This window comes from Pseudoalteromonas sp. 2CM32C (genome assembly GCF_023161925.1).
In the GTDB taxonomy this organism is placed as follows: domain Bacteria; phylum Pseudomonadota; class Gammaproteobacteria; order Enterobacterales; family Alteromonadaceae; genus Pseudoalteromonas; species Pseudoalteromonas marina.
Map to the genome: position 1 here is coordinate 365,801 of NZ_JALNTI010000003.1, position 24,706 is coordinate 390,506.

A 24,706-nucleotide genomic window follows, 5' to 3' on the forward strand; every position below is an offset into this window, starting at 1 on the left:
CTGGGCAATGAGTTATTGGCAGAGTTAATGATTGAATGAACTTTCAGTAATTACTGAAAGTTTGCAATATTATTCACAATTGCACAATACTTGTCAATATATATTAGTAAAACTTAATATATAATTTATATGCTACATCAGTATTAAAAATAAACAACAATAGAGATTATATTTACAGTTAAAAAACGAGTTATTTAAAGCGTTTAAACGCATACCAAAACGCGGTAAACTAAACTCATGACGCCCGATTAAAATATGAACTAAAAAGCAAATGACGAAAGAAAAAAAACAACTACGAATAGGTATAGTGGCAGGCGAACTGTCGGGCGATATTTTAGGCGAAGGCCTAATAAAAGCATTAAAAGTATATTTTCCAGATGCCATCTTTGAGGGTATTGCAGGACCAAAAATGCAAGCTCAAGGTTGTAAAACTCTATACGACATGGATGAGCTGTCTGTGATGGGCTTGGTTGAAGTACTTGGGCGTTTACCGCGTTTACTGAAAATTCGTAAACAATTGGTTCAACATTTTATAGATAACCCACCCGATGTATTTATAGGAATAGACGCTCCTGATTTTAATCTACGCGTTGAAAAATCATTAAAAGATGCAGGCATTAAAACAGTTCAATACGTAAGCCCTTCAGTTTGGGCATGGCGAGAAAAGCGTATTCATACTATTAGCGCAGCTACTAACTTAGTGCTTGCATTATTGCCGTTTGAAAAAGAATTTTACGACAAACACCAAGTACCGTGTACGTTTGTAGGGCACACATTAGCAGACGACATAGCGCTTGAGCACGACGATAGCCAAGCACGTGCAAAACTAGGTTTAAGTCTTCATGACAAAGTACTGGCATTATTGCCAGGTAGCCGAGGCTCTGAAGTGGGCTTACTGAGTGAAACCTATATAAAAACAGCGCAGCAACTTCAAGCTCAAAACCCAGACCTTAAAATTGTGGTTCCACTGGTCAACGAAAAGCGCAAAGCGCAGTTTACTGATATTTTAAATGCCACAGCGCCTAGTCTTAATATTAGCTTGCTAGATGGGCAATCTAAATTAGCAATGCAAGCGGCAGATGCCATTTTACTTGCGTCTGGCACCGCCACACTCGAAGGCATGCTGTATAAAAAGCCAATGGTTGTTGGGTATAAAATAAAACCATTAAGCTACTGGATTTTTAAAACCCTGTTTACCTTTAACATTAAATATTTTTCGTTGCCAAATTTATTGGCTGATGAAGAATTAGTGCCTGAATTTTTACAAAGCGACTGTAATGTTAAAAACTTAACTCAAGCACTTACCCCAATGCTAGAAACAGACAATAGACAATTAAAAGCACGTTTTTTAGAAATTCATGAAAACATTAGATTAAATGCCAGCGAGCAAGCAGCCAATGCCGTAGCGGAGTTAATACATGCAAATTGAACGACCCAATGTAACCTTAATTGCCGGTGTTGATGAAGTAGGGCGAGGCCCGCTTGTTGGCGATGTTGTTACCGCAGCAGTAATACTTGACCCAACTAAACCAATAGCGGGTCTAGCCGACTCTAAAAAATTAACAGACAAAAAGCGCCAAGCATTAGCCACCGAGATAAAAGAAAACGCATTATGTTATGCCTATGGCCGTTGTAGTCCATCAGAAATTGATGACTTAAACATTTTACACGCGACCATGCTTGCTATGAGCCGCGCTGTGGAAGGGTTAAGCACACAGCCTGAGTTTGTATTTATAGATGGTAACCGTTTACCAAAACTCACTATGCCTGCTCAAGCGGTTGTTAAAGGCGATAGCCTGGTTGCCGAAATATCAGCAGCCTCTATTTTAGCCAAAGTAGCGCGTGATGATGAAATGCTTGAACTTGATAAACGCCACCCGCAATACGGGTTTGCAGGGCATAAAGGTTACCCAACTAAAGCGCACTTTGCAGCACTTGAGCAGTACGGCGCAATAGATGAACATCGTAAAAGTTTTAAACCCGTGCAGCGTGTACTTATGCAAGCGAAAGGCGAGGCAAAATAATGGCAGCACCTGATTTTGTACATTTAAGGGTCCACTCAGACTTTTCGATGGTTGATGGCTTAGCTAAAACCAAGCCAATAGTCGCTAAGGCGCAAGAGCTAGAAATGCCCGCGATTGCTATTACCGACCAAATGAACTTTTGTGGATTAGTACGCTTTTATGGCGCGACCCATAATGCCGGTATAAAGCCGATTGTGGGTGCTGACTTTTGGCTGCGCAGCCCTGAATTTCCGGATGAGCCATGTCGCATTACAATTTTAGCTAAAAATAATGTGGGTTATAAAAATATAACGCTATTAATTTCTGAGGCGTATCAGCGTGGTCATGTATTTCATCGTCCAGTAATTGACAGAGAATGGTTAGCTAATCATAAAGAAGGATTAATTATTCTCTCGGGCGCAAAAGACGGTGATTTAGGTAAAGCATTATTAAAAAATAATCCGGGCGTTATAGAAAGCGTAATTAGCTTTTACAAGCAGCACTTTAGCGATCATTACTATTTAGAGCTTGTACGAACTAACCGCCCGCTTGAAGAAGACTACCTGCACATGGCGGTAGAGCTTGCAGCTAAAGAGCAGCTGCCCGTTGTTGCAACCAACGAAGTGGTATTTCTAAAACCTGAAAATTTTGAAGCGCACGAAATCCGTGTAGCTATATTTGATGGCTACACACTTGATGACAAACGCCGTCCAAAACGTTTCTCAGAAGAACAATACCTAAAAACGCCAGAGCAAATGGCTGAGCTATTTAGCGATATACCTGAAGCACTGCAAAATACGGTAGAAATAGCTAAACGCTGTAATGTGACTGTAAAGTTAGGCGAATACTTTTTACCAGATTATCCAACAGGCTCTCTTAATATTGATGAGTTTTTGGTTAAAGTGTCAGAAGATGGCCTTGAAGAACGACTCCAGTTTTTGTTCCCTGACGAAGAAGATAGAAAAGTAAAACGTGTTGAATACGATGAACGTTTAGCCGTAGAGCTTGGCGTAATCAACCAAATGGGTTTTCCGGGTTACTTCTTAATCGTAATGGAGTTTATTCAGTGGAGTAAAGATAACAATATACCGGTAGGTCCAGGGCGAGGCTCGGGTGCGGGTTCATTAGTAGCATACGCACTTAAAATTACCGACCTCGATCCGCTGGAATTTGACTTGCTTTTTGAGCGATTTTTGAACCCTGAACGTGTATCAATGCCCGATTTCGACGTCGATTTTTGTATGGACAGGCGCGACGAAGTAATCGATCACGTATCGGCGTTGTATGGCCGTGATGCGGTATCACAAATTATTACCTTTGGTACTATGGCTGCAAAAGCGGTAATACGCGATGTAGGTCGTGTACTTGGTCATCCTTATGGTTTTGTTGATCGTATTTCTAAACTGATCCCAGGCGATCCGGGGATGACCCTTGCCAAAGCCTTTGAAGTAGAGCCGCGTTTGCAAGAAGCCTACGATGGTGACTCAGAGGTAAAAGATTTAATCGATATGTGTCGCATTCTAGAAGGGTGTACGCGTAATGCCGGTAAACATGCCGGTGGTGTTGTAATATCGCCGACCACCATTACCGACTTTGCTGCACTTTATTGTGACGATGAAGGTAAATTTCCGGTAACACAGTTTGATAAAAACGACGTAGAAACCGCGGGCCTTGTTAAGTTCGATTTCTTGGGTTTACGTACCTTGACCATTTTGCAGTGGGCAGTGGATATGACCAACGTGCGTATGCAGCGCGAAGGCAAAGACCCTGTTGATATCAACACTATTCCACTGGATGATAAAAAAAGCATAGAGCTATTACTGCGCGCCGAAACAACCGCGGTGTTTCAGCTAGAATCGCGCGGCATGAAAGATTTAGTACGCCGCCTTAAGCCCGATTGCTTTGAAGATATGATTGCATTAGTAGCCTTGTTCCGCCCAGGTCCATTGCAATCAGGCATGGTAGATAACTTTATCGACCGAAAACTGGGTAGAGAGGAAATTTCATACCCAGATGCACAGTACCAACACGAAAGCTTAAAACCAATACTCGATCCTACTTACGGCATTATTTTGTATCAAGAACAAGTAATGCAAATAGCGCAGGTACTCGCAGGCTATACGCTGGGTGGTGCAGATATGTTACGCCGTGCTATGGGTAAGAAAAAACCTGAAGAAATGGCAAAGCAGCGTTCAACGTTTGAAGATGGCGCGCGTAATAATGGTATTGATGGCGAACTGGCGATAAAAATCTTCGACTTGGTAGAAAAATTCGCAGGTTATGGTTTTAATAAATCTCACTCAGCAGCGTATGCACTGGTTTCGTACCAAACCTTGTGGATGAAAACGCACCACCCAGCTGAGTTTATGGCTGCGGTAATGTCGGCCGATATGGATAACACCGACAAAATAGTAATTTTGGTAGATGAATGTGAAAACATGAAACTTACCTTATTACCGCCCGATGTAAACGCCGGTGAATTTAAGTTTACGGTAAACCTGCAAGGCGAAATTGTTTATGGTATTGGCGCAATTAAAGGTGTAGGTGAAGCGCCAGTAGACGCTATTTTAGAAGCGCGCGCAAAGGGCGGCCCGTTTAAGGATTTATTTGATTTTTGTGCTCGCGTTGACTTAAAACGCCTAAATAAACGTGTCACCGAAAAATTAATTTATGCTGGTGCACTTGATAAGCTTGGGCCAGAGAAAACCCAAGCAGGGCGTGCAACATTACTGGCAAGTTTAAAAGACGCTATGCGCGCGGCCGATCAGCACAACAAGGCAGAGCAACTTGGACAAAGCGATTTATTTGGTTTATTGGCTACTGAGCCAGACGAAGTAGAGCAAGCCTTTATTAAGGCCACGGGCCTGACCGACAATGAATGGCTTGAAGGTGAAAAAGATACCCTAGGCCTTTATTTAACTGGGCATCCGATAAATCAGTATCGCAAGGAACTTAGGTATTACACCAGCGGAAAGCTGGTGGATTTACAACCAACTAATCGTGATGTACTCTCTACTGCCGCTGGTCTAGTTATTTCAGCGCGGACCTTAATTAATAAAAAAGGCAACCGTTGGGGCTTAATAACTTTAGATGACAAGAGCGCCCGTATTGATGTACGCTTGTTCCCAGAACAGTTTGAAATGTACCAAGAAATGCTTCAAGTTAACAATATCTTGGTAATATCTGGACAGGTCAGCTTTGATAACTTCTCCGGTGGCATTACAATGACCGCCAGAGAAATAAACACCATTGCTCAAGCGCGTGAAAAACGTATTAAAGCGATTAAAATGACGCTGAACATGGTGCAAATCGAGGCAGGTTTCTTCGATAAATTACAAAAAGTACTCGAACCTTATAAAATGGGAACGTGTCCGATCAAGGTTTATTACCAACGCCCAGATGCGTTGGCGCAATTAACCCTAGGGATCGAATGGTGTGTCACGCCGAGCGACGACTTGATTCACAAGTTATCACTCATGGCGGCACAAGATGTAGAACTAGAATTTAACTGATTAGGTAGTTTAGAGCATGAGCCTCAATTATCTTGATTTTGAGCTTCCGATTGCAGAATTAGAAGCAAAAATTGAAGAATTACAAAGCATAAGCCGCGCTGGCGAATTAGACCTTGAGCTAGAAGAGGAAGTCAGCAAATTAAAAGAAAAAAGTGCTAAGCAAAAAGAGGAAATTTTCTCAAACTTAGGCGCTTGGCAAGTATCGCAGTTAGCGCGTCATCCGTTGCGTCCTTATACTCGAGATTATATCGAGCGCATTTTCACGGAATTTGACGAGTTTGCAGGCGATCGTACTTTTGCTAACGACCCGGCTATTTTAGGCGGTGTTGCACGTTTAGATGGCGAACCCGTTATGGTTATTGGCCAACAAAAAGGCCGCGATACAGCTGAAAAAATTAAACGCAATTTTGGTATGCCAAAACCAGAAGGCTACCGTAAAGCACTTCGCTTAATGGAAATGGCTGAGCGTTTTAAAATGCCAATAATGACCTTTATCGATACGCCAGGTGCATACCCTGGTGTTGGCGCTGAAGAGCGTGGTCAGTCTGAAGCAATTGCACGTAACCTTAAAGTAATGGCGGCGCTTAAAGTGCCAACTATTTGTACGGTTATTGGTGAGGGCGGCTCAGGTGGTGCATTAGCGATTGGTGTTGGTGACAGAGTTAATATGTTGCAATACAGCACGTACTCGGTAATTTCGCCAGAAGGCTGTGCTTCAATTTTATGGAAAAGCGCCGATAAAGCACCACTTGCTGCAGAGGCTATGGGCGTAACCGCTGAGCGCGTTAAAGAGCTAGATTTAATCAACAACTTAGTTGATGAGCCTTTAGGTGGTGCACACCGTAACTACGATGCGATGGCACGTAACTTAAAAACCCGTTTAAAACGTGATTTAGCAGACTTACAAGCGCTTTCGCTTGAAGACATGCTTGATCAACGTTACAAACGTTTAATGTCGTTTGGTTACTGCTAATAAAGTAGCTATTACATTAAATGTTAAAAAAAGCCGCTTATGCGGCTTTTTTGTTTTAAAATACTTCTAACACAAATTTTATAGCGTATTGCATGCAATCATCAGCCATTTATCAACACGTTAAACACGCTCTAGAGCACTTTTTTAAGCAACAACAGTTTAATTTTACTGTTGCGCTTTCGGGTGGGGTCGACTCAGTTGTATTGTTACATGTAATGCACGTGCTAAAGCAAGAAATGCCAAAGCTAAAGGTAAGTGCAATATACGTTAATCATGGCTTAAGCGAATACGCTAATGACTGGCAGGCTTTTTGCCAAAACCTATGCGTTGAGCTAGATATACCGTTTAATACCGCGCAGGTAACAATAAGCCGGCAAACACGAACAAGCCTTGAAGCGCAGGCACGTGAGGCACGTTATAAAGCACTTGATGAACTAAGCGCACCGCAAAGTGTTATTTTATTAGGCCAACATTTAAACGACCAAATAGAAACGTTTTTACTGCGTTTAAAGCGTGGCTCGGGCTTAAAAGGGTTAGGTGCAATGCAAGCAATGCGTGAACTACAAAGCGGGCGAATATGCTACAGGCCGCTTTTAAACATTGCGCGCAGTGATATAGAGCACTTTGCCACAGCGTTTAATATTACGCACATAACTGATGACTCAAATACCGATGAGCGTTTTGATCGTAACTTTTTACGTGCACGTGTAGTGCCTGAACTGGCTATGCGGTTTAAAGGTTTTGAACAGTGTGCTGGGCGCAGCATTGAGTTATTGCAGCAACAACAAGCGCTACTTGATGAGTACACTCAAATTGATTTAAGCCAAAGTTTAAATGACCAGCAAGCATTGTGTATTAGCCAAATAATTCATTATAGCGACGTGCGCATAACAAATGTGGTTCGTGCGTGGCTTAGCTTATTTACCCAAGTAATGCCATCTCAAAAGCAGTTGTCACAAATTATTAATCAGGCAATAAACGCTCAGGCCGATGCTAAAATTCAAATTGACTTAGTTGATGGACAGGTTAGGCGCCACCAAGGGTATTTATACTTTGTAACTCAAAAAAACATTGTGAATGATGATGAATTAATCACTCATGAACTCACTCTCAACGATGGCCGCGTATTAACAAAGCAAAGAGGTGCAGGAATAAGAGCGCCGCATGCCAATGAGCAGGTTTCAGTAAGGTTTAATTATAACAGCGCTCGTATAAAGCCTCTTAAAAAGCCCGGAAGTAACAGCGTAAAGCACTGGTTTAAGGACGCAAAAGTAGCGCCTTGGCTTCGAAGTCAAGTGCCGCTTATTTTTTATAATGACGAACTAGTACAAGTGGTTGGCTATTTTATAAGTGAAAAACATTATGATGAAAATGGTATTTATTGGGAGTGTAAATAAATGAGTGAACAGCCACATGTTGGATTATCGCTAGTCAATAAAGCGCCACTAGGCATACTATTTACAGCCCTAATAGCGATAGTTGCTAATGTATTGCTTGATTTGAACATTGTCACTTTAGCGTATGCTATTTTAGGCGGTGCTACATCAGCGGTTATATTAATGGCGTATTGGTTAGGTAAAGGTGGCATATTTTTTATATTAGGGGTGAGTTTACCGCTCGTTTTAGTGTTATTTACGCCTCTTGATACCGCCACAGCCTTAATAAATTTAGTGAGTGGTTACTTTTTAGGTTTTTGTGTAGCACTGACAATTTATAAATTTTTACCTGCAAAGTCTATTAAGTAATAGGGCAACGGTTTTCATAAAAAAGGCTTAGCGGGGGAAGCTAAGCCTTTTAAAAAAGCCTTATAATCAATATGCTTTAGCGCAGTTTCTGCCAGATGCTTTTGCTTTGTACAAGCCTTTATCTGCGCGAGAAAAGATTTCTATATCGCAGTCATTACTCATTGCTAAGGTATAGCCAATACTAACTGTAACTTCATGCTTTGACATTAAGCTAGATTGCTTTACAAATTGCATTATACGTTCAGATACAACCTGATTAGTTTTGAATTCAGGGTCTTCTATTAGTATTGCGAATTCATCGCCACCAAACCTAAATACGGTATCTGTAGCGCGTATACTTGAATTTAATACTGTTGCAAATTCTTTAAGAGTATCGTCGCCAATTTTGTGGCCAAACTTGTCATTTACCTGCTTAAAATTATCTAGATCAAGTAACATTAAGCTGAAAGGGCGCTGATAGCGGCGACAATTTTCGAGCTTTTGAGATAAAATGTCATTAAATTGACTACGGTTGTTCAAACCCGTTAATGAGTCTTTTGTCGCCAATTTAAGTACGCGGCTATACATCATTGCATTACGTAGTGGGTAAACCAGCGCAGAGTGAAGCGAGCGTAACTTGCTTTCAATTGCTTTGCCTAAAGGGTATTTACTAAAGTATATAAGTTGCCCTAAGTGCTCTCTTCCAATCGTTAAGTCAAAAATATAGGGCGTGCTATTAGTATCGCTTTCAGACGTTTGTGCAGTGCCAAGCGTTGATTGAAACTGCAATCCCGTAAAGTTTAAAAGCTTTTTTGTAAATTTTGCGTATATGGCTAATACATCTTCGATAACTAAACTAGTCTGAAGCTCAGCGACTAACTCGTGTGTTGCCGTTGTTTCATTATTTGGTGTGTGTTCAGCCGAAAACGGCAAAAAGTCGCCGCGACCAGAGACACGTTGCGTCAAAATATGGACATTTTCCATTAAATTCTCCCCCGAGAGTGTTGCTTTACAAGTATTAAGCGATTTTTGTGCCATATTTTAAAATTAGCTTAAAAACAATTACTTGCTATAGTTAAGCTACATCCCCTAGTTTAATTGAAGCCGGAGGCCAAATTTGCAAAGTACTAATGCTCAATTTTTTGGCTTACTTGTCGCTGCCGTTATTTTTGTGTGGTTTTTTAAGCGCATCGGCTTGCCGCCAATTTTGGCGTACCTAGCAACAGGTGTTTTAGCTGGCAGCCATGGCGTTGGATGGCTTGAACATACGCACGAAATAGACTTTGTTGCAGAGCTTGGTATTGTATTTTTGCTTTTTAGCTTAGGGCTTGAGTTTTCAATATCTCGCTTAATGGCCATGCGTAATATTGTATTTGGCTTAGGTTCACTGCAGGTGATTGTAACAAGCTTAGTGCTTATTATAATTTTGTACTGTTTAAACTTTAGTTTGCTTACCAGCTTTACTATTGGTTCGATTATGGCGCTGTCTTCAACGGCGGTAGTTGTTAAGTTGCTCAAAGAAAGTGGTGAGCTTAATCAGCGCAGAGGGCAATTAGCAATCGGTGTATTGTTGTTTCAAGACATTGCCGTAGTCCCTTTACTTATTATTCTTCCTTTATTTGCCACAAGCGATTCACAAACAATTGGGTGGGCGTTAGCATTTTCTCTGACTAAAGGTGCTTTTGTTTGCGTATTACTGTGGGCTATTGGTAAATGGTTACTGCCTAAAGTATTCAGCGAAATAGCCTTGGTGCGCACTGATGAGTTATTTGTACTTACTACGCTACTAGTTGCTTTGTTTGCGGGTTTACTAACCTATATGTTTGGCTTATCAATGGCGCTAGGTGCATTTTTGGCCGGGATGATGCTTGGTGAAAGTCATTACAGGCACCAGCTTGAAGCCGATATACGGCCATTTCGCGATATCTTAATGGGGCTGTTTTTTGTTACCGTAGGCATGCAGCTCGATTTACTCTATGTGCTTAGCAATGGTCTTATTATTGTTGGCGCATTATTTGGATTATTAGTTTTAAAAATAGCTGTGGTTGCCATCAGCGCACAACTTATGGGTGAGCGAAAGCAGGACTCATTAGCGTGTGGCATTATGCTGTGGCAAATGGGGGAATTTGGTTTTGTATTAATTGCCTTGGGTAGGCAGCATCAATTATTAAACAGCGAACACATTTCATTTTTAATTGCCCTTGGTGTGTTATCGATGGCGTTAACACCATTTTTAATTGAAAAAACACCCTATATTTTAAGGCGTTTAGGGTTATTAAATAGCCCAAGCATTGCATGGGAAAGCGACCCACAAGTAAGTGCGCTTTACACAAACCATGTCGTAATTTGTGGTTTTTCGAGGGTAGGGCAAACTATAGCGCGCTTTTTAAAGCCAGAAGCTATTGAATATGTTGCTGTTGAAAGTAACCCCATACTTGTTCAAGAAGGTAAGGCCGCAGGTGAGCCTGTATTATTTGGCCACGTTAAACAAAAAGATATTTTAAAGTGTGCGGGCGTAGAGCGAGCGCGGTTGGTGATTATTACATTTACCGAGTTTGAACAAACACAAATAGTGATAGATGCAATAAAGCAAATAGCTCCAGAGGTAAAAATACTTATACGTACCCGTGACGATAGCCAGCTTGAAAAACTACGAGAGCTTGGTGTCACTGAAGTTGTACCAGAAACGCTTGAAGCAAGTTTAATGATCGTTTCGCATGTTTTGTCTATGTCGGGTGTACCCATGAGCCGAATTATTAGGCGAGTGAGTGATGAGCGAAGAAATCGTTATCAATTTTTGCAAAGTTTTTTTACAGGTGAGCATATAAACAACGATGAAAGTAATTCAGATAAATTAGAGTATTTGCATGTGGTTGCTCTGCCCGATAAAGCACATGCGGTTAATAAAAGTATAAATGAGCTTAATTTAGTAAAGCGCAAGGTATCTATTAAGGCATTACGACGCCAAGACCGAGAAATAGATGCCCCTTCAGATCAAATTATCTTGCTTGCCAACGATATACTCGTTTTGCAAGGTAAACCAAGGCGTGTGGAACGCGTAGAACATTTTTTATTAGACGGCATTGAATAAATTAATCGAGCCCTAAAAAAGCTCTTATTTCAGGTAGCTTAGCCATGCCGTCTTGATACCCTATTTCCATTAAGTGCTGGGTATAGCGTTTTTCAAATAATAAGTAACTCGTTAAACTTGATTGAGAGTGCTTTTTAACACCAATAGTACGCAATAATACTTTTATCGCCCATGGCATATCGTTGTAATACTGTGCTGCAATGACATTAAAGTTTTGTGAGGGGTTAATAATAAAGCTATCTATTTGCTTTAGCTCTTGGTGTTTATCTCGCGCAGGTAAAAGCCCCAAAGTGCGGTTTATTCTATCTAAGCGTTCTAAATCTGACTGCATGGTGTCGGTAAATACACTATCAAGTAAGTGTCCAGCTACAGCAGAAAGCCCAGGATAATGCGCAGTATATCCTGGTGGATGCGGCTCTTTAGGTTCATCTACACCAATGATAAATATTTTTTCAGCACCCAAATGTATTGAAGGGCTCAGTGGTGATAGTTGATGTATAGAACCATCGCCAAAGTAGTGGTTATGAATATTCACGCTTGGGAACACCATTGGAATAGCACTTGATGCCATTAAATGCTCAACATTAATACGTGTTGGGCGGCCTTCCCGTTTAGCTCTTTGCCAAGCTGTTTGTGTATTTGACTGAAAAAAAGCGACTGAATCACCAGTGGTATAGCTTGAGGCTGTAATCGAAAGCGCTTCTAAATAGTTTCGGTGTAAATTACGCTCTATGCGATGCAGGTCTAAAATTTCGTTAAGTAAACCACGTAAAGGGCGGTTGTTAAGCAAGCTTGCTGGTGGGTGGTTAATATGCTCTGATTGAAAGCTAGTTAAAATATTACGCGCAATATGGCCAAATACACTTAAAAAATCACTTTTATACACCATTGAGGTCGAAAAGTTTTTCCAAACAGATTCTAATTTTCGCACTGCTAAGTGCGCGCAAGAGGCATAACAAGCCAAGGCCGCAGAGTTTATTGCGCCTGCAGACGTACCATTTATTATTCTAAAAGGAAGAGGTGCCGTACGTGGCATACTATGCGCTAGCGCTTTTAAAACACCTACTTGATACGCTGCTCGAGCACCACCACCAGTGAGTAATAAGGCTGTTTTAGGTTTTTTGGGATCTATTTGCTTAATTTTCATATTGGTGGTTAAACTGTTCAACGTCTTTACTTTATTTATTAACTGTAAGTCTTTAAGCTAGAAGAATCAAAGGTTAACTGTTCATAGAGTTATAACTGTATAATTTAATGCTGAATTCAGCATGTCTAACTTAAGATAACTATTGATTTAATAAAAAACTCGAACAGAATGAATTTAATCCACTTAGCCCACTCTAAGTGATACCGCATTTTTATTTTTTATGGAGTTCGTATGTCAGACTCACCAGATGTTCAAAAACGCTCAACAAACAGTAACTTACTTCTTGCCATTATTACGCTAATTGTTGTTGCTTGTGTGGTTGCATTTGTATTACTCAAACCAAGTGACGAACCGGTTGCGCGCATAGAAGCAACAGAGCCCGTTAAAGAGCGGCCAATAATGGAACTTAAGCCATTAAATGAACCAGATATAATTGAGCCAGAAGAGCCAACAACAGTTGAACAGCCCGCAGAGCTCGAAGTGCCAGCGCAGCGCATAGTTGAACCCGAACCAGAAGTAGCTACGCTACCTGCCTTAAACGATAGTGATACTATGGTTGTTGCCAAAATTGACGAGTACCTAAGTGACTCTGTGATGAGCCTATTAGTCACTGATGATGTTATTCGTCGAGGTGTTGTTTTTATTGACAATTTAGCTCAAGGCAAAGTAGCTAAAAAACATAATCCTGTTATTAAACCCCAAGAAAGCTTTAGTGTTACCGAAGGGGATATTTTAACAATTGATCCAAATAGTTATGAGCGTTACACACCGTATGTAAAAATTTTTACTAGCATGAGTGCAGCGCAAGTAGTCCGTATGTTTGAAGAGTACCAGCCACTTATTAACGATGCATACACTGAAATTGGTTATGGCGATGACGAGTTTAAGCAAACATTGAACGACGCTATCGATTTACTACTTGATACTCCGGAGCCTGAAGGCGCCTTACCACTTTTACGTGACTCAGTAACTTATCAGTATGCGTTTTCAGAGTGGGAGCAACTTCCTGCTGCTCAAAAACAGCTTTTACGCATGGGTCCAGACAACATGAAAAAAGTAAAAGCAGCACTTCGTAATATAAAAGCGCAATTAGAGAGCAAATAACAGTCACAAATTAAATTTCAAAGCCGCGATTGTATATGAAGTATGCAATCGCACCTTCTTTTTTGATTATCCCTTGAATAACACAGTAAAAGTAGAGATAATCTCTTCCGCGCCAACCAAGGCCCTCAATGGTAGTCTTATTGGTCCTCTCGCAACACTAGCAGGCGAACCTGGTCAGGCCCGGAAGGGAGCAGCCACAGTTTGTGACGTGTGTGCCGAGATGTGGCTGGTAAGACTGCCACCCAAATTCCTCATTTGGGTGTTGTTTGAAGTATAAGTTGACATATTTGTACTAAAAGATGGCATAAATTGGAAGTATAAGGTGGCATAGTCTAGTATTTAACCAAATGGTTAGATGGTTGACTCACATGTACAGAAGAAAACTCAAACACTCCCGTGTAAAAAACCTCCATAAATTTGCTAGTCAAAAAAATAAATCTACCTGTTTAGTTGAATCCTCTTTAGAGTTTGATGCCTGTTTCCATTTTGAATTTTCACCATCAATAGCCGCATTTGAGGCACAACCACTAGGTTACGAATATGAGTTCGATAACCGTATTTGCCGTTACACACCTGACTTTTTACTTACCCACACAGACGGCACGCAAAAATTTATAGAAGTAAAACCACAAAGCAAAATTGCTGACGAAGACTTTCGTGCACGTTTTATTGATAAGCAAACCATAGCTAAGCAAGATGGACGCGACTTAATACTGGTTACTGATAAACAAATCCGTGTATACCCAACACTCAATAACTTAAAGCTTTTACATCGCTATTCTGGTTTTCAGTCTTTAACAGAGCTGCAAGCATCGGTGTTAGAACTTGTTAAGCAATACGGCTCTATTAAAGTGGGCCAGTTAGTTAACTTTTTAAAAGTAACTGCCGGTGAGCTACTTGCTACTGTGCTACGCTTATTATCACTAGGGCAGTTATTTGCCGACTTAACTACAAATGAAATATCAATAGAAACAGCAATTTGGTCTAACAATGTTTAATGACGGTTTGTTTGATGATGAGTTTAACCAGCCATTACCAAAAGTAGAGACCAAACTACCTCAAAATTACGCCAAAGATTTACAAGCCCTTCCTGAAAAAATTAAAAATACAACATTTGCTAAGCTTAAATATATTCAATGGCTTGAGGCTAATATCCAAGGTGGTTGGACACAAAAAAACCTTGAGCCTTTATTGAAAGTAATGCCTGAAGTTGAGGGAGAAAAAAAGCCCAGTTGGAGAACAGCAGCACGATGGTATAGCGCTTATACCAATGCGGATAAAAATATTATGGCATTAATACCAAGCCATCAAAAAAAGGGTAACAGGGAGCGCGATACAGCCACCGATAAGTTTTTTGAAAAAGCACTTGAGCGTTACTTAGTAAAAGAAAAACCATCAGTGGCTTCGGCTTACAAGTATTACGCAGACTTAGTTATCATTGAGAACGACAGTGTTGTGGGCAGTGTTTTAAAGCCTTTAACATACAAAGCGTTTAAAAATAGAATCGATAATTTACCGCAATACGACGTGATGGTTGCTCGCTATGGTAAGCGTCTTGCTGATATTGCTTTTAATAAAGTAGAAGGGCATACACGGCCTACCCGAGTACTCGAAAAAGTTGAAATTGACCATACACCGCTTGATCTTATTTTATTAGATGATGAGCTACATATCCCGCTTGGTCGGCCGACACTCACCATGTTAGTTGATGTGTATAGCCATTGTATTGTTGGCTACTACTTTAGCTTCAGCGAACCCAGCTATGATGCAGTAAGGCGAGCAATGCTAAATGCCATGAAACCTAAAAGTGAAGTGGCAAAACTATACCCAGATACGATTAATGGGTGGAAGTGTGCTGGTAAAATTGAAACACTCATTGTTGATAATGGCGCTGAATTTTGGAGTAACAGCCTTGAGCTAGCTTGTGAAGAAATAGGCATTAATACTCAATATAACCCTGTTGCAAAGCCGTGGTTAAAACCATTTGTAGAACGTATGTTCGGCACAATAAATACTGAATTATTAGACCCTGTGCCAGGTAAAACCTTTTCTAACATTTTACAAAAGCATGAATACAATCCCAAAAAAGATGCAATTATGCGTTTTACGACCTTTATGCAGTTATTTCATAAATGGGTAGTAGACGTTTACCATCAAGATGCCGACAGCCGCTTTAAGTACATACCTAGCCAAATATGGGAGCAAGGCTTTAGTTCGTTACCACCAACAATGTTGAGTGATGCTGATCTTCAACAACTAGATGTTGTGCTCAGTATTTCAAACCATCGGGTGCTTCGTAAAGGTGGAATAAGGCTAGAAAACTTAAGCTACGACAGTACTGAACTGGCCAATTATAGAAAGCAATTCAGCCACAAGGTATCTCAAGAAGTTTTAATTAAATTAAATCCCGATGATGTTTCTTATATATACGTTTACCTCGATAAGCTAGAGCATTACATAAAAGTGCCATGCATAGATCCAAACGGTTACACCCAAAATTTAAGTTTGAATCAGCATAAAATAAATATACGTATTCATCGCGATTTTATTTCGGGCTCTATCGATAATGTCGGCTTAGCAAAAGCGCGTATGTTTATTCATAATAAAATTCAAAACGAGTTTGAAGCGTTAAAAAATGCGCCAAAAAACTCAAAGGTAAAAGGGGGGAAAGCGTTAGCTAAGCATCAAAGTGTTAGTAGCGACTCGCAGAAATCAATAGCTCAGAGCGAACCGGTTGCACCTAAAAAGGTTACACCTAAAGAGCAATCAACTGATAGCTGGGATGACTTTATCTCAGATCTAGATGGATTTTAATTATGCTGACCGATAAACAAAAAGAAAGGCTGAATGAATTTCGCGATGTGTTTATTGAATACCCAATAATAAGCACGGTATTTAACGACTTCGACAGATTAAGACTTGGTAAAGGGTTAGCGGGCGAAAAGCCCTGCATGCTTTTAAGTGGTGATACAGGCACAGGTAAAACAGCAGTAATAAAACAGTATAAAGAACGCCATTTACCGCAATTTATTAATGGTGTTATGAATCACCCTGTATTAGTAAGTCGCATACCTAGTAACCCGACACTAGAATCTACTTTAGCTGAGCTTCTTAAAGACTTAGGACAAGTAGGTAGTACAGAGCGCAAGCTACGAATAAACGGCACTCGGTTAACGACATCATTAATAAAATGCCTAAAAACGTGTGGCACAGAGCTTATAATTATTGATGAGTTTCAAGAGTTGATTGAGCACAACCAAGGTAAAAAGCGCCGCGAGATTGCCAACCGATTAAAATATATTAACGACGAAGCGGGTGTATCAATTGTATTGGTAGGTATGCCGTGGGCAGAAAAAATAGCAGACGAGCCGCAGTGGTCATCGCGTTTATTAGTAAGGCGGCAGTTGCCTTATTTTAAGTTGTCAGAAAACCCAAAGCATTTTGTACAATTAATAATTGGCCTAGCCAACCGTATGCCATTTACCGAAAAGTCAAATTTAAGTGAGCAAGCAACAGTGTTTGCTTTATTCTCACTATCAAAAGGTTGCTTTAGAACACTCAAATACTTTTTAGATGATGCCGTACTTTATGCATTAATAGATAACGCAAAAACCCTCACGACTAAACACTTGGTCAAAGCATTTGATGTGCTCTTCCCTGATATACCAAACCTATTTACTTTGCCTGTTGCAAAAATTACAGCAAGTGAAGTCGAGCGCTATTCACTATACAAACCTGAAAGCGCCCAAGATGAAGATCCGTTTATAGCGACCAAGTTTACTGACCGGATGCCTATTAGTCAGTTGTTGAGAAAGTCGTAAAAACTTATATTTTAATTCAGTAACAAGTGTATGCTTTAATAATTGTTAGTTTCAAAGTTGAATTAGATCATGCCTATAACAGCTTATTCAAAGTTTTATAAAAGAGAATTGGATGCTCATCAATTGGAATCTCTGTTTCAAGGAGAATCTCAGACTGAACATAGTTCTTTTCAAGACTTTGTTTTATTTGATGTTGAATGTCCCTCATGTAATGTTTCTGGTGGTTATGCCGTAAAAGAAGGGTACTCGAAAATCACAGGTAAAAGAGTTTCTCAGGCACACTTTGCATTTAAAAACACTAGCGGTGGTGATGCACATTTAGCTTTTTGTGAGTTTAATTCTACAAATGAAAAGCAAAACTCAATTGCTAATGAAGGCAAAGTTGACTATCGGGAAAGTAAGTCTCTTATCACTCAGCATGTTGGTTTGATAGTAAGTATAGGTATAGAGAATAATATTTTTACCCAGAGTGATATGAGGAATATGAGGGGCTGGATAATTAACATAAGAAAACAAGGTCAAGAAAACTTAGATATGTCCCCTCATATCATTAACCTAGCTCAAAGCTTAGCTAGACGATCTAAGAGAAATTTTGATAAATATGTTTTTGATATAAGTGCCGCAAAAGAGGATATGTTCAATATTGATAAAGAGGTTTATGAATCACTGTGTCATAGGTTTCCTAATTTTGATTTAAGCAAGCATTTTCGGGATAATGGTTTTTATTCAGATATCAAAAAAAGAGATGTAGCAAAAAAAGCGGCCAATATCTTAAAAGCCGCAAAAGGTGAATATTATTTTGATAGGAATATTTTAAATGAAAAGTTTACACTCGCTCGAAAGCTAACTGGAAAAATAGTGAAACATGATGATTACCTCTCTAGGAAGCTATCACCAAGTGCCTTCTTGAAATCAAATCCATTAATGGCATTGTCATCATTATTATTATTTACATCAGATTGGGACTCTGAAAAAGCATGGATGAAAGTGGAAAATATTTATAAAATATCGAGTGTAAAAGATAGTAATTTAGGTAACTTTATTGGTTTGAATCCTTTTGCAAATTATAGTGCTTGGGTGATTATTAAGAAGTTATCATTTCTAAATAATGCTTATTATGACAGCGTAGATTTCGATATACTCTTTCAAGAAGAAAAGTCTAGATTGATGAAACTATATGGGTTGCAGTAGATACAATCATCTATTAGGCAATATGAAAACCCATGTTTTTGAATTTTTTTTCATCATCTTTATTAATTTTTTTTACAGCCCAAATCAAACGGTGCTTTGGGCGTGAAGATGCTACATAAGCAAATCTAGCGGCTTCATTTGAAGGAGAGTCGAGCCATTTACTCCAATGTGAATCAGATGAGCCTCTGGCATCAGGTGTCGAAATTAATATAGTGACATCATGTGTTTCACCTTTAACAGCATGGATTGTTTTCCTTATAATTTCTCCTGATTTATTTGTTCCCCCTAAGCTAGTGATGATATTTTCTTTAGCCTGTTTAACTGGAGCTCTGAGTTTAACTTCATCTAAGGGCAATATAACTGATTTGATTTCACTCTCAACAAAATCTTGAGCACTTAATATATTAATTGATTTTTTTATGGCGCTAACCCAAGTTGACCAACTTTTATTTAAATCTTTATTTTGCTCAGCAAGAAAATCTAATGATGCGAAGAGAAACCTTCGCCATGCTAAGCTCGATGTGATTTTTTGGGGGCAGTTAAAGCTATTTGGTTTAATGCTTTCACTTATGTAATATCGAATGAACTCAGAAAATAGCTGCAAAGATTGTTCTAATGCCAAGATATTTCCCTTATCAAAAATTTTAATAGCTAACGCCAGTTTATGAATTGGTTTTAAGTTTTTTTCAGATGTATCAAACTTTTGTAATTGAGAATATCCTCGGCTCAATATAACCACTTTTTTAAAGCCTGTGGTTAGTTCTTTGAATTTAGGTGTTAACTCGGTTGGACAAGTTTTATATTGGACTAAATAACATACAGGCTCTAATTGTGTATATTGGCCGATAATAGATCCTCGCCCTGTTAGTTTTCCGCAAATATTAATAATTTTTTGGCAACTTCGGAAGTTTCTAGTTAACTGTAGGTTTAAAAATGAGTTATCAATGGTAAATTGTCTAACTGCTTTAGGGTCTACGTCTCTGAATCCATATATTGCTTGGTGTAAATCGCCTATGAAATGTAATGTAACGCCCAAGTCTATTAATCTTTTAATAATTAATAATTGTTCAAAGCTTAAGTCTTGGCATTCATCGATAAATATAAAAGGATATTTTTTTGATAGTTGCTTAATGTAAGCTTCATGCTTATTATCATTTAATGCCTCAATAGTAAGGTATTCAATATCACTATATGTAGCAAATCCTGCTTTCCACATTTTTCTTTTTGAGTTAAGTAAGTCATCAATTTGCCAGTTTTCAAATTTATGGCTATTTAAAGCTCTATCTTTGGCTGATTCTCCAGTGTTAAATATTGGATTGTTATTGTGAGAATTGAGAGAGAATTGATGTGCGTATATATTCCCCTGTTTTGCTATTCCATATTTTGTCTTGAAACCAAAAAAGCTAGATGACCCATCAACAACACGAATAGAAAAGTCACCATTTTCACCAGTGTATCCTGTAAGTTGTTGAGATAATGGGTTGATAACGTTTTTGAAGATGAAGCTATCAAATGTTCCAACGAAGTGAGGGAATAATGAAGCTCCAACAGGTAGGTGTTTTCTGATTCTATTTTTTAACTCATCAGCAGCACTATTAGCAAACGTTAAAATCGCTATACCGCTAGGGAATTTTTTCCACGCCTCTATTTCTCTAACAACTTTAGCGGCTATAACCTCTGTTTTTCCACTCCCAGGGCACGCTTCTAAAAATGTATTTAGCTCTATATTCGAGTATATGTATTCTAATTGCTCCTTTGAGAAATCAATCATTCATATATTCCTTTCAATAGAGCATGACCAAAGTACGGCCTTTTTTATATAGTCAGGGACATCAATTGCAATATTTCCCTTTGAAATTTCATCAGCAAGAGTTTGTGCAAATATACCTTTTCCTATGTTATCGCTATCTATTCTTGCTAAAATAGTACTAGCTGCAAATGAAGTTAACTCTGTACTTTTTTCGCACCAATCAGTTTCTGCTATAATCTTTAATTCTTCAATTACATCACTTTTACCACTTTTTGGTTGCGGCCAAAGTGAAGCAAGAACTTTAGCCATAACGGCAGCATTATTACCTTCCATTGCTAAATCATATTCGAAGGTTTTATATTTTGAAACATATAAGCGAGCATTATCCGAGTTTGAAATGGGCTCAACTAGTTTAATTGCATGATTTTTACCTTTGGTTAAATTACCTCCATGTGGCACATACGTTTCACCATCTAAAGTTTTTGGTGGATCAAGATCTGTGAGCCCAGCACATCTTATAGGTATATTTATTCCTTCTTGATCTTCATATCCTTCTATTCCTATAAGGTTACAGTACAACCCCATAAAATGTTTAAAATAAATACCATTTAAATTAACCACAGATATACCTATATCTTCGAGTGTGTTTGTGCCTTCTTTTTGGGGCTCTAGAACTGTTTTTGCAAATGCAGGTATCAACATTTGCTCAGCAATCCCTTCAACTAATATGACACCACTTGCGAATAATAGATTAGATTTAGTTACATCCAACCAACGGTTGATGAACTTTTTACTATTATCTGAAAGGCCACACTCTCTCAATGGTGTAGCTATTGGTAGAGCAGATTTAGATAAATGAATTATTGAATCAATTTCTACTGACGATGCCAAGACTGTTGAATGCGAAGTAACAATGACTTGTACGTCGTTTTTATCATTTTCAGCTACTGCTTTGAGATGCTTTAAAAGTCTAATTTGTAGTTGGGGGTGTAAATGTGCTTCCGGTTCTTCAATTAATAGTATTTTGAATAACGGCTCTTCTTGATCCTCATTATCATCGAGAGTTAACTCGGCAAGTATGGATGCTACGTAAAGTAAATTGTTATAACCTAAGCTATTTTGACTTAAGCCTCTAAATAACGAATCGTCTTCAGGTGACATATCAGGAAAAAATAGTAGCGTTAAGTTTTCTACGATTTTTGTAAAGTTACTTTCAGCGAATTGTATTTTAGTGCTTTGACCAAAATGATTTCCAATGGCTCGCTCTAATTGCCTAGAGATTAACTCATTCGCATTGTTAATTGTCAAAGTACTATCTTCGGCTAATTCATTATTAAAAATTTTAAACTTTTCTTCTAAAGGATGAAGCGTTTGCTTATCCTTACACTGTTTTAGTTCTTTACGATTTATAGCTTTCAATAACTTTGATAATCTGGATTGTCTTCCATTTCTTAGTTTTGATTCGGCATCTCTGAGAGGTGGTAAATAAATACACTGAATTAATTCAACTAATTCAGGATCGAATTGAGAGGCTCGAGAGTTTCCGCCCCATATTAACTTTTTATATCTCCCTCTAATTTCCTTATTTTCGACTTGAAGATTTAAACTAGCTATTTCTGAACCATTAGTCCATGGTAAAAAAGCTACTTTTTCTTTTTGGCTAAGTTCACAGAAGTCAGCTGAAATTGAAAAGTGAGGTGTGATATTGAGTTCACCTGAAAATGAAGAATAAAAATCATCATCGTTGATGCTATAACGCCCAGCCTCAGAGTCTGAAAAAAGTTGTCTAATAGCGCTTATAGCGGCTGTTTTCCCAGCTCCATTCTCACCTACAATAACGTTTAGTCCACTGTTAAATGTTACAGAAAATTCATTGTCAAAACATCGAAATCCTTGGACTCTTAATTTACTGAGATACACGCGCCTTTCCTTATGCTTATTGTTATTTTGCTAACATAGCACTACTACAATTATTATAAAAATATTTATTTTCAGGTGTTACTAATTAAGTATATATTTAAAAACTAAAATATCCTTAGTACACTTATAGGTTATATACTAAGAGAATCTTAGCAAGATATATTTTATAGCTAAGGTTCTCATGGAAACTCCAACACCTTCACGCCTAAAATCTGCAAGAAAAGCAGCTGGCCTTACTCAGCAACAGCTAGGTATGGCATTAGGTATGGAGCCAAACACGGCTAGTGCTCGCATGAACCAATATGAAAAAGGCAAACATGCCCCTGATTTTTTAACAATGAAACGTATTGCTAAAGAGCTCGATGTACCGGTAGCTTATTTTTATTGTGAAGAAGATGTTTTATCTGAATTAATCTGCGTGCTTGGGAGATTGAGTAGCACTGATCAAAAAGAATTGTTAATGAAACTTAAGGAGGAGTAAATGCCGGAAGATTGTAAATTTAGTGCTCAACAACCTAGTGATGAAAAACCAAGCAAATCAGACCTATGGGATATAATTAAACGCTATGATTCGTACATTGCCACAATTAATTTTAAAAGCGGTTTAATTACAACGTTTAACTTTGGTGTTTTTGCTGGCTTGTTAGTTAAAGCCTCGGAATTACTACCTGATTCAGGATTCTATTTGTGGGCTATTTCTATAAACCTAGTTCTAATAGCATTGTGTAGTATGCTTAGTATTTTCTTTGTAATGAATAGCATAAAACCCAAGCTAGATAGCTCAGATAAACCTAAACCTAGTTCTGTTATCTTTTTTGGTTCAGTGGCTGACTCTGATCGAGAGGATTACATAAATAAATTTAAAAGCACGGATGCGGATGCCTTTTTAGAGGATATTTCAGGACAAGTTCACGAGGTCGCTGTCATCACTAAGAGTAAATTTAATGACTTAGATAGAGCCACGAAAACCACTAAGGCAAATCTGTATCTATTATCAATCCTTTTCATATTAATAGTTTCAGACACATTAGGGATCACATTATGTCAAAGCTAAAAGGAGCTTACGGGTCAATAGAAGAAATTTTAAAGAAAAGTTTTGATAGAGAGAGAAGCTCATCTAAGCTTTTTGAAAGTGTTCAAAAAGGAAATAGTTTTTCATTAGACTCACTGAGTTCTGAAAGCTATCAAACTGGCCTAGAAGCAGCTTCCTCGATTCTAAATATTCGCTCGGGATTACCACAAGAGCAAAACTTTGGCATACAAGAAAGTATTCGGAAAGCTTTTGGTAAAGAGGGAATAAAAGAGTCAAAGATAGGTGGGCATCCTGATTTTGATTATTTAGCTGACACTGATGCACTAAAAAATGGTTTTAATGTCTCGTTATTTATAGATATTAAAGGTTCGACTAAATTAGGAGTGACTTATTCTGCGGAAACAGTTTTTTTAATCAAAAATGCAATTATCAGGGCTGCTATTGAGACAATCCAAGCATTTGATGGTCATGTACACAGAATTATGGGTGATGCCGTACTTGCTTTTTTTAGAAGTAATAAGAAGGCTAGAAATGCTGCTATTGATGCTATTAATTGTGGTACTTATATAGTTCAAGTGATGAACGAAGTTGTAAAGCCATATTTTGAAGATCAAGGTATTGAAGATGACGTTGGCATTCGAATAGGTATAGATTATGGCGAAAAAGAAAATGTTATATGGGGTATGTATGGTTATTCAGGCGCTTCTGAAGTTACAGCCACATCTTTCTATGTTGATATTGCAGCAAAGTTACAGCAAAGAGCTCCTAAAAATAGAGTTCTATTGGGGCAATCAATTAAAGAGTTATTAGATTTACCTGAAGATATTTTGGAAATAAGGCATGTTCAATCTAAAGGCGAAAGGGTAAAAAAAGAGTTTGTTGAACCAAATTATCTAGATGCTGATGGCAATCGAATTAATTACAAGCAATATGTACTCAACCATGAAAAATATATAGCTTTGTTACCAAGCCCTGCAACAGACAATATTTTAGAAAATATAAAAATAACTGCATGCTTAAAAGATAATAAGAACGCTCCAACAAAGTTTACTTACTTTCCATGTGCAGAAGTAATAAAGAAGTCTTTAGGTATAGACTTTAAAGTTAATTTTAAGCTGCCTCAACAAGAATTAAACACTGAAGTTTTTGTAAAATTTAGAGTGAAAAATACTGGTAATGAAGCCAAAGAAGCTGCTGAAAATTCGGGTAATCATGAGACACTTGTCCTAGCTCAGACTCTTGATGGATGTAATTTTAAAGCAAAGCAATGGGAAGATACGTGTTATCTAGGGCTTCACTTTATGTATGTTTCTGTCTTAGATAAAAATAAAAAAGTTTTATTGGGGGAGGAGTGCTTTGGAATTTACATTGGTGATCCTCTTTTAGAAATTGATTAAGTATTTAATTTTGACTATCTAATTTATTTAGCCTAAACCT

The 24,706-nt window shown here is 38.5% G+C and carries 19 protein-coding genes and 1 other RNA gene; 16 read left to right on the top strand and 4 right to left on the bottom strand.

The window, feature by feature from the left end:
* Positions 1-271 precede the first annotated feature (271 nt).
* The 6 genes from lpxB (at position 272) to MTF67_RS08695 (ending at position 8,233) form a co-directional block, all read left to right on the top strand.
* Positions 272-1,429, top strand: a complete 1,158-nt coding sequence (gene lpxB / locus MTF67_RS08670) for a lipid-A-disaccharide synthase (RefSeq protein ID WP_248519278.1) — start codon at positions 272-274, stop codon at positions 1,427-1,429.
* Positions 1,419-2,024 carry a ribonuclease HII gene (gene rnhB / locus MTF67_RS08675; protein ID WP_010557170.1) on the top strand — a complete coding sequence of 202 codons (606 nt, stop codon included), beginning with the start codon at positions 1,419-1,421 and terminating at the stop codon, positions 2,022-2,024. Before lpxB ends, rnhB begins: the two co-directional genes overlap by 11 nt.
* A complete protein-coding gene (gene dnaE, locus MTF67_RS08680; RefSeq protein WP_248519279.1) occupies positions 2,024-5,515 on the top strand; it encodes a DNA polymerase III subunit alpha in 3,492 nt (1,163 codons plus the stop codon). Before rnhB ends, dnaE begins: the two co-directional genes overlap by 1 nt.
* Before the next feature lie 16 nt (positions 5,516-5,531).
* Positions 5,532-6,488, top strand: coding sequence for an acetyl-CoA carboxylase carboxyl transferase subunit alpha (gene accA, locus MTF67_RS08685; protein WP_006793614.1), 957 nt, complete (start codon positions 5,532-5,534; stop codon positions 6,486-6,488).
* A 92-nt stretch (positions 6,489-6,580) separates the two neighbouring features.
* Complete coding sequence (gene tilS / locus MTF67_RS08690) at positions 6,581-7,885, top strand: tRNA lysidine(34) synthetase TilS (protein ID WP_248519280.1); 1,305 nt, start codon at positions 6,581-6,583, stop codon at positions 7,883-7,885.
* A complete protein-coding gene (locus MTF67_RS08695) occupies positions 7,886-8,233 on the top strand; it encodes a hypothetical protein (protein WP_248519281.1) in 348 nt (115 codons plus the stop codon). It begins immediately after the preceding gene.
* 66 nt (positions 8,234-8,299) lie between these two features.
* Here the strand turns inward: MTF67_RS08695 and MTF67_RS08700 are convergent, their stop codons facing one another.
* The gene (locus tag MTF67_RS08700; protein WP_006793611.1) at positions 8,300-9,196 is read right to left on the bottom strand and encodes a GGDEF domain-containing protein; all 897 of its coding nucleotides are present in this window, start codon (positions 9,194-9,196) and stop codon (positions 8,300-8,302) included.
* A 133-nt stretch (positions 9,197-9,329) separates the two neighbouring features.
* Here MTF67_RS08700 and MTF67_RS08705 point away from each other — a divergent pair, with 133 nt between their 5' ends.
* Positions 9,330-11,303: a monovalent cation:proton antiporter-2 (CPA2) family protein gene (locus tag MTF67_RS08705; protein ID WP_248519282.1), complete on the top strand. Its 1,974-nt coding sequence runs from the start codon at positions 9,330-9,332 to the stop codon at positions 11,301-11,303.
* A 1-nt stretch (position 11,304) separates the two neighbouring features.
* Here the strand turns inward: MTF67_RS08705 and MTF67_RS08710 are convergent, their stop codons facing one another.
* A complete protein-coding gene (locus tag MTF67_RS08710; protein ID WP_248519356.1) occupies positions 11,305-12,450 on the bottom strand; it encodes a patatin-like phospholipase family protein in 1,146 nt (381 codons plus the stop codon).
* A gap of 231 nt (positions 12,451-12,681) precedes the next feature.
* Between MTF67_RS08710 and MTF67_RS08715 the strand changes: the two genes are divergently transcribed.
* The 6 genes from MTF67_RS08715 (at position 12,682) to MTF67_RS08740 (ending at position 18,566) form a co-directional block, all read left to right on the top strand.
* Positions 12,682-13,554 (top strand): DUF3014 domain-containing protein, encoded by an 873-nt coding sequence (locus MTF67_RS08715; protein WP_248519283.1) that lies wholly within the window; start codon positions 12,682-12,684, stop codon positions 13,552-13,554.
* A gap of 138 nt (positions 13,555-13,692) precedes the next feature.
* An RNA gene (gene ffs, locus MTF67_RS08720) (signal recognition particle sRNA small type) lies at positions 13,693-13,789 on the top strand.
* Between the two features lie 133 nt (positions 13,790-13,922).
* Complete coding sequence (locus MTF67_RS08725) at positions 13,923-14,552, top strand: Tn7 transposase TnsA N-terminal domain-containing protein (RefSeq protein WP_248519284.1); 630 nt, start codon at positions 13,923-13,925, stop codon at positions 14,550-14,552.
* Positions 14,545-16,368, top strand: coding sequence for a Mu transposase C-terminal domain-containing protein (locus tag MTF67_RS08730; RefSeq protein ID WP_248519285.1), 1,824 nt, complete (start codon positions 14,545-14,547; stop codon positions 16,366-16,368). Before MTF67_RS08725 ends, MTF67_RS08730 begins: the two co-directional genes overlap by 8 nt.
* 2 nt (positions 16,369-16,370) lie before the next feature.
* Positions 16,371-17,375 carry a TniB family NTP-binding protein gene (locus MTF67_RS08735; protein WP_248519286.1) on the top strand — a complete coding sequence of 335 codons (1,005 nt, stop codon included), beginning with the start codon at positions 16,371-16,373 and terminating at the stop codon, positions 17,373-17,375.
* Positions 17,376-17,444: 69 nt separating this feature from the next.
* The gene (locus MTF67_RS08740) at positions 17,445-18,566 is read left to right on the top strand and encodes a hypothetical protein (protein WP_248519287.1); all 1,122 of its coding nucleotides are present in this window, start codon (positions 17,445-17,447) and stop codon (positions 18,564-18,566) included.
* Between the two features lie 13 nt (positions 18,567-18,579).
* Here the strand turns inward: MTF67_RS08740 and MTF67_RS08745 are convergent, their stop codons facing one another.
* Both MTF67_RS08745 and MTF67_RS08750 read right to left on the bottom strand, forming a co-directional pair.
* The gene (locus MTF67_RS08745) at positions 18,580-20,337 is read right to left on the bottom strand and encodes an ATP-dependent helicase (protein ID WP_248519288.1); all 1,758 of its coding nucleotides are present in this window, start codon (positions 20,335-20,337) and stop codon (positions 18,580-18,582) included.
* Entirely contained in the window at positions 20,338-22,236 is a 1,899-nt protein-coding gene (locus MTF67_RS08750; protein WP_248519289.1) for an AAA family ATPase, read from the bottom strand.
* A gap of 181 nt (positions 22,237-22,417) precedes the next feature.
* On the opposite strand from MTF67_RS08750, the gene MTF67_RS08755 reads away from it, so the two are divergent.
* Genes MTF67_RS08755 through MTF67_RS08765 form a run of 3 tightly spaced genes read left to right on the top strand, consistent with a single transcriptional unit; the run spans position 22,418 to position 24,666 of the window.
* Complete coding sequence (locus MTF67_RS08755; RefSeq protein ID WP_248519290.1) at positions 22,418-22,717, top strand: helix-turn-helix transcriptional regulator; 300 nt, start codon at positions 22,418-22,420, stop codon at positions 22,715-22,717.
* The gene (locus tag MTF67_RS08760) at positions 22,718-23,290 is read left to right on the top strand and encodes a Pycsar system effector family protein (RefSeq protein WP_248519291.1); all 573 of its coding nucleotides are present in this window, start codon (positions 22,718-22,720) and stop codon (positions 23,288-23,290) included. It abuts the gene before it with no gap.
* Positions 23,278-24,666 (top strand): adenylate/guanylate cyclase domain-containing protein, encoded by a 1,389-nt coding sequence (locus tag MTF67_RS08765; RefSeq protein ID WP_248519292.1) that lies wholly within the window; start codon positions 23,278-23,280, stop codon positions 24,664-24,666. The genes MTF67_RS08760 and MTF67_RS08765 overlap by 13 nt, the downstream gene beginning before the upstream one ends.
* Positions 24,667-24,706 lie beyond the last annotated feature (40 nt).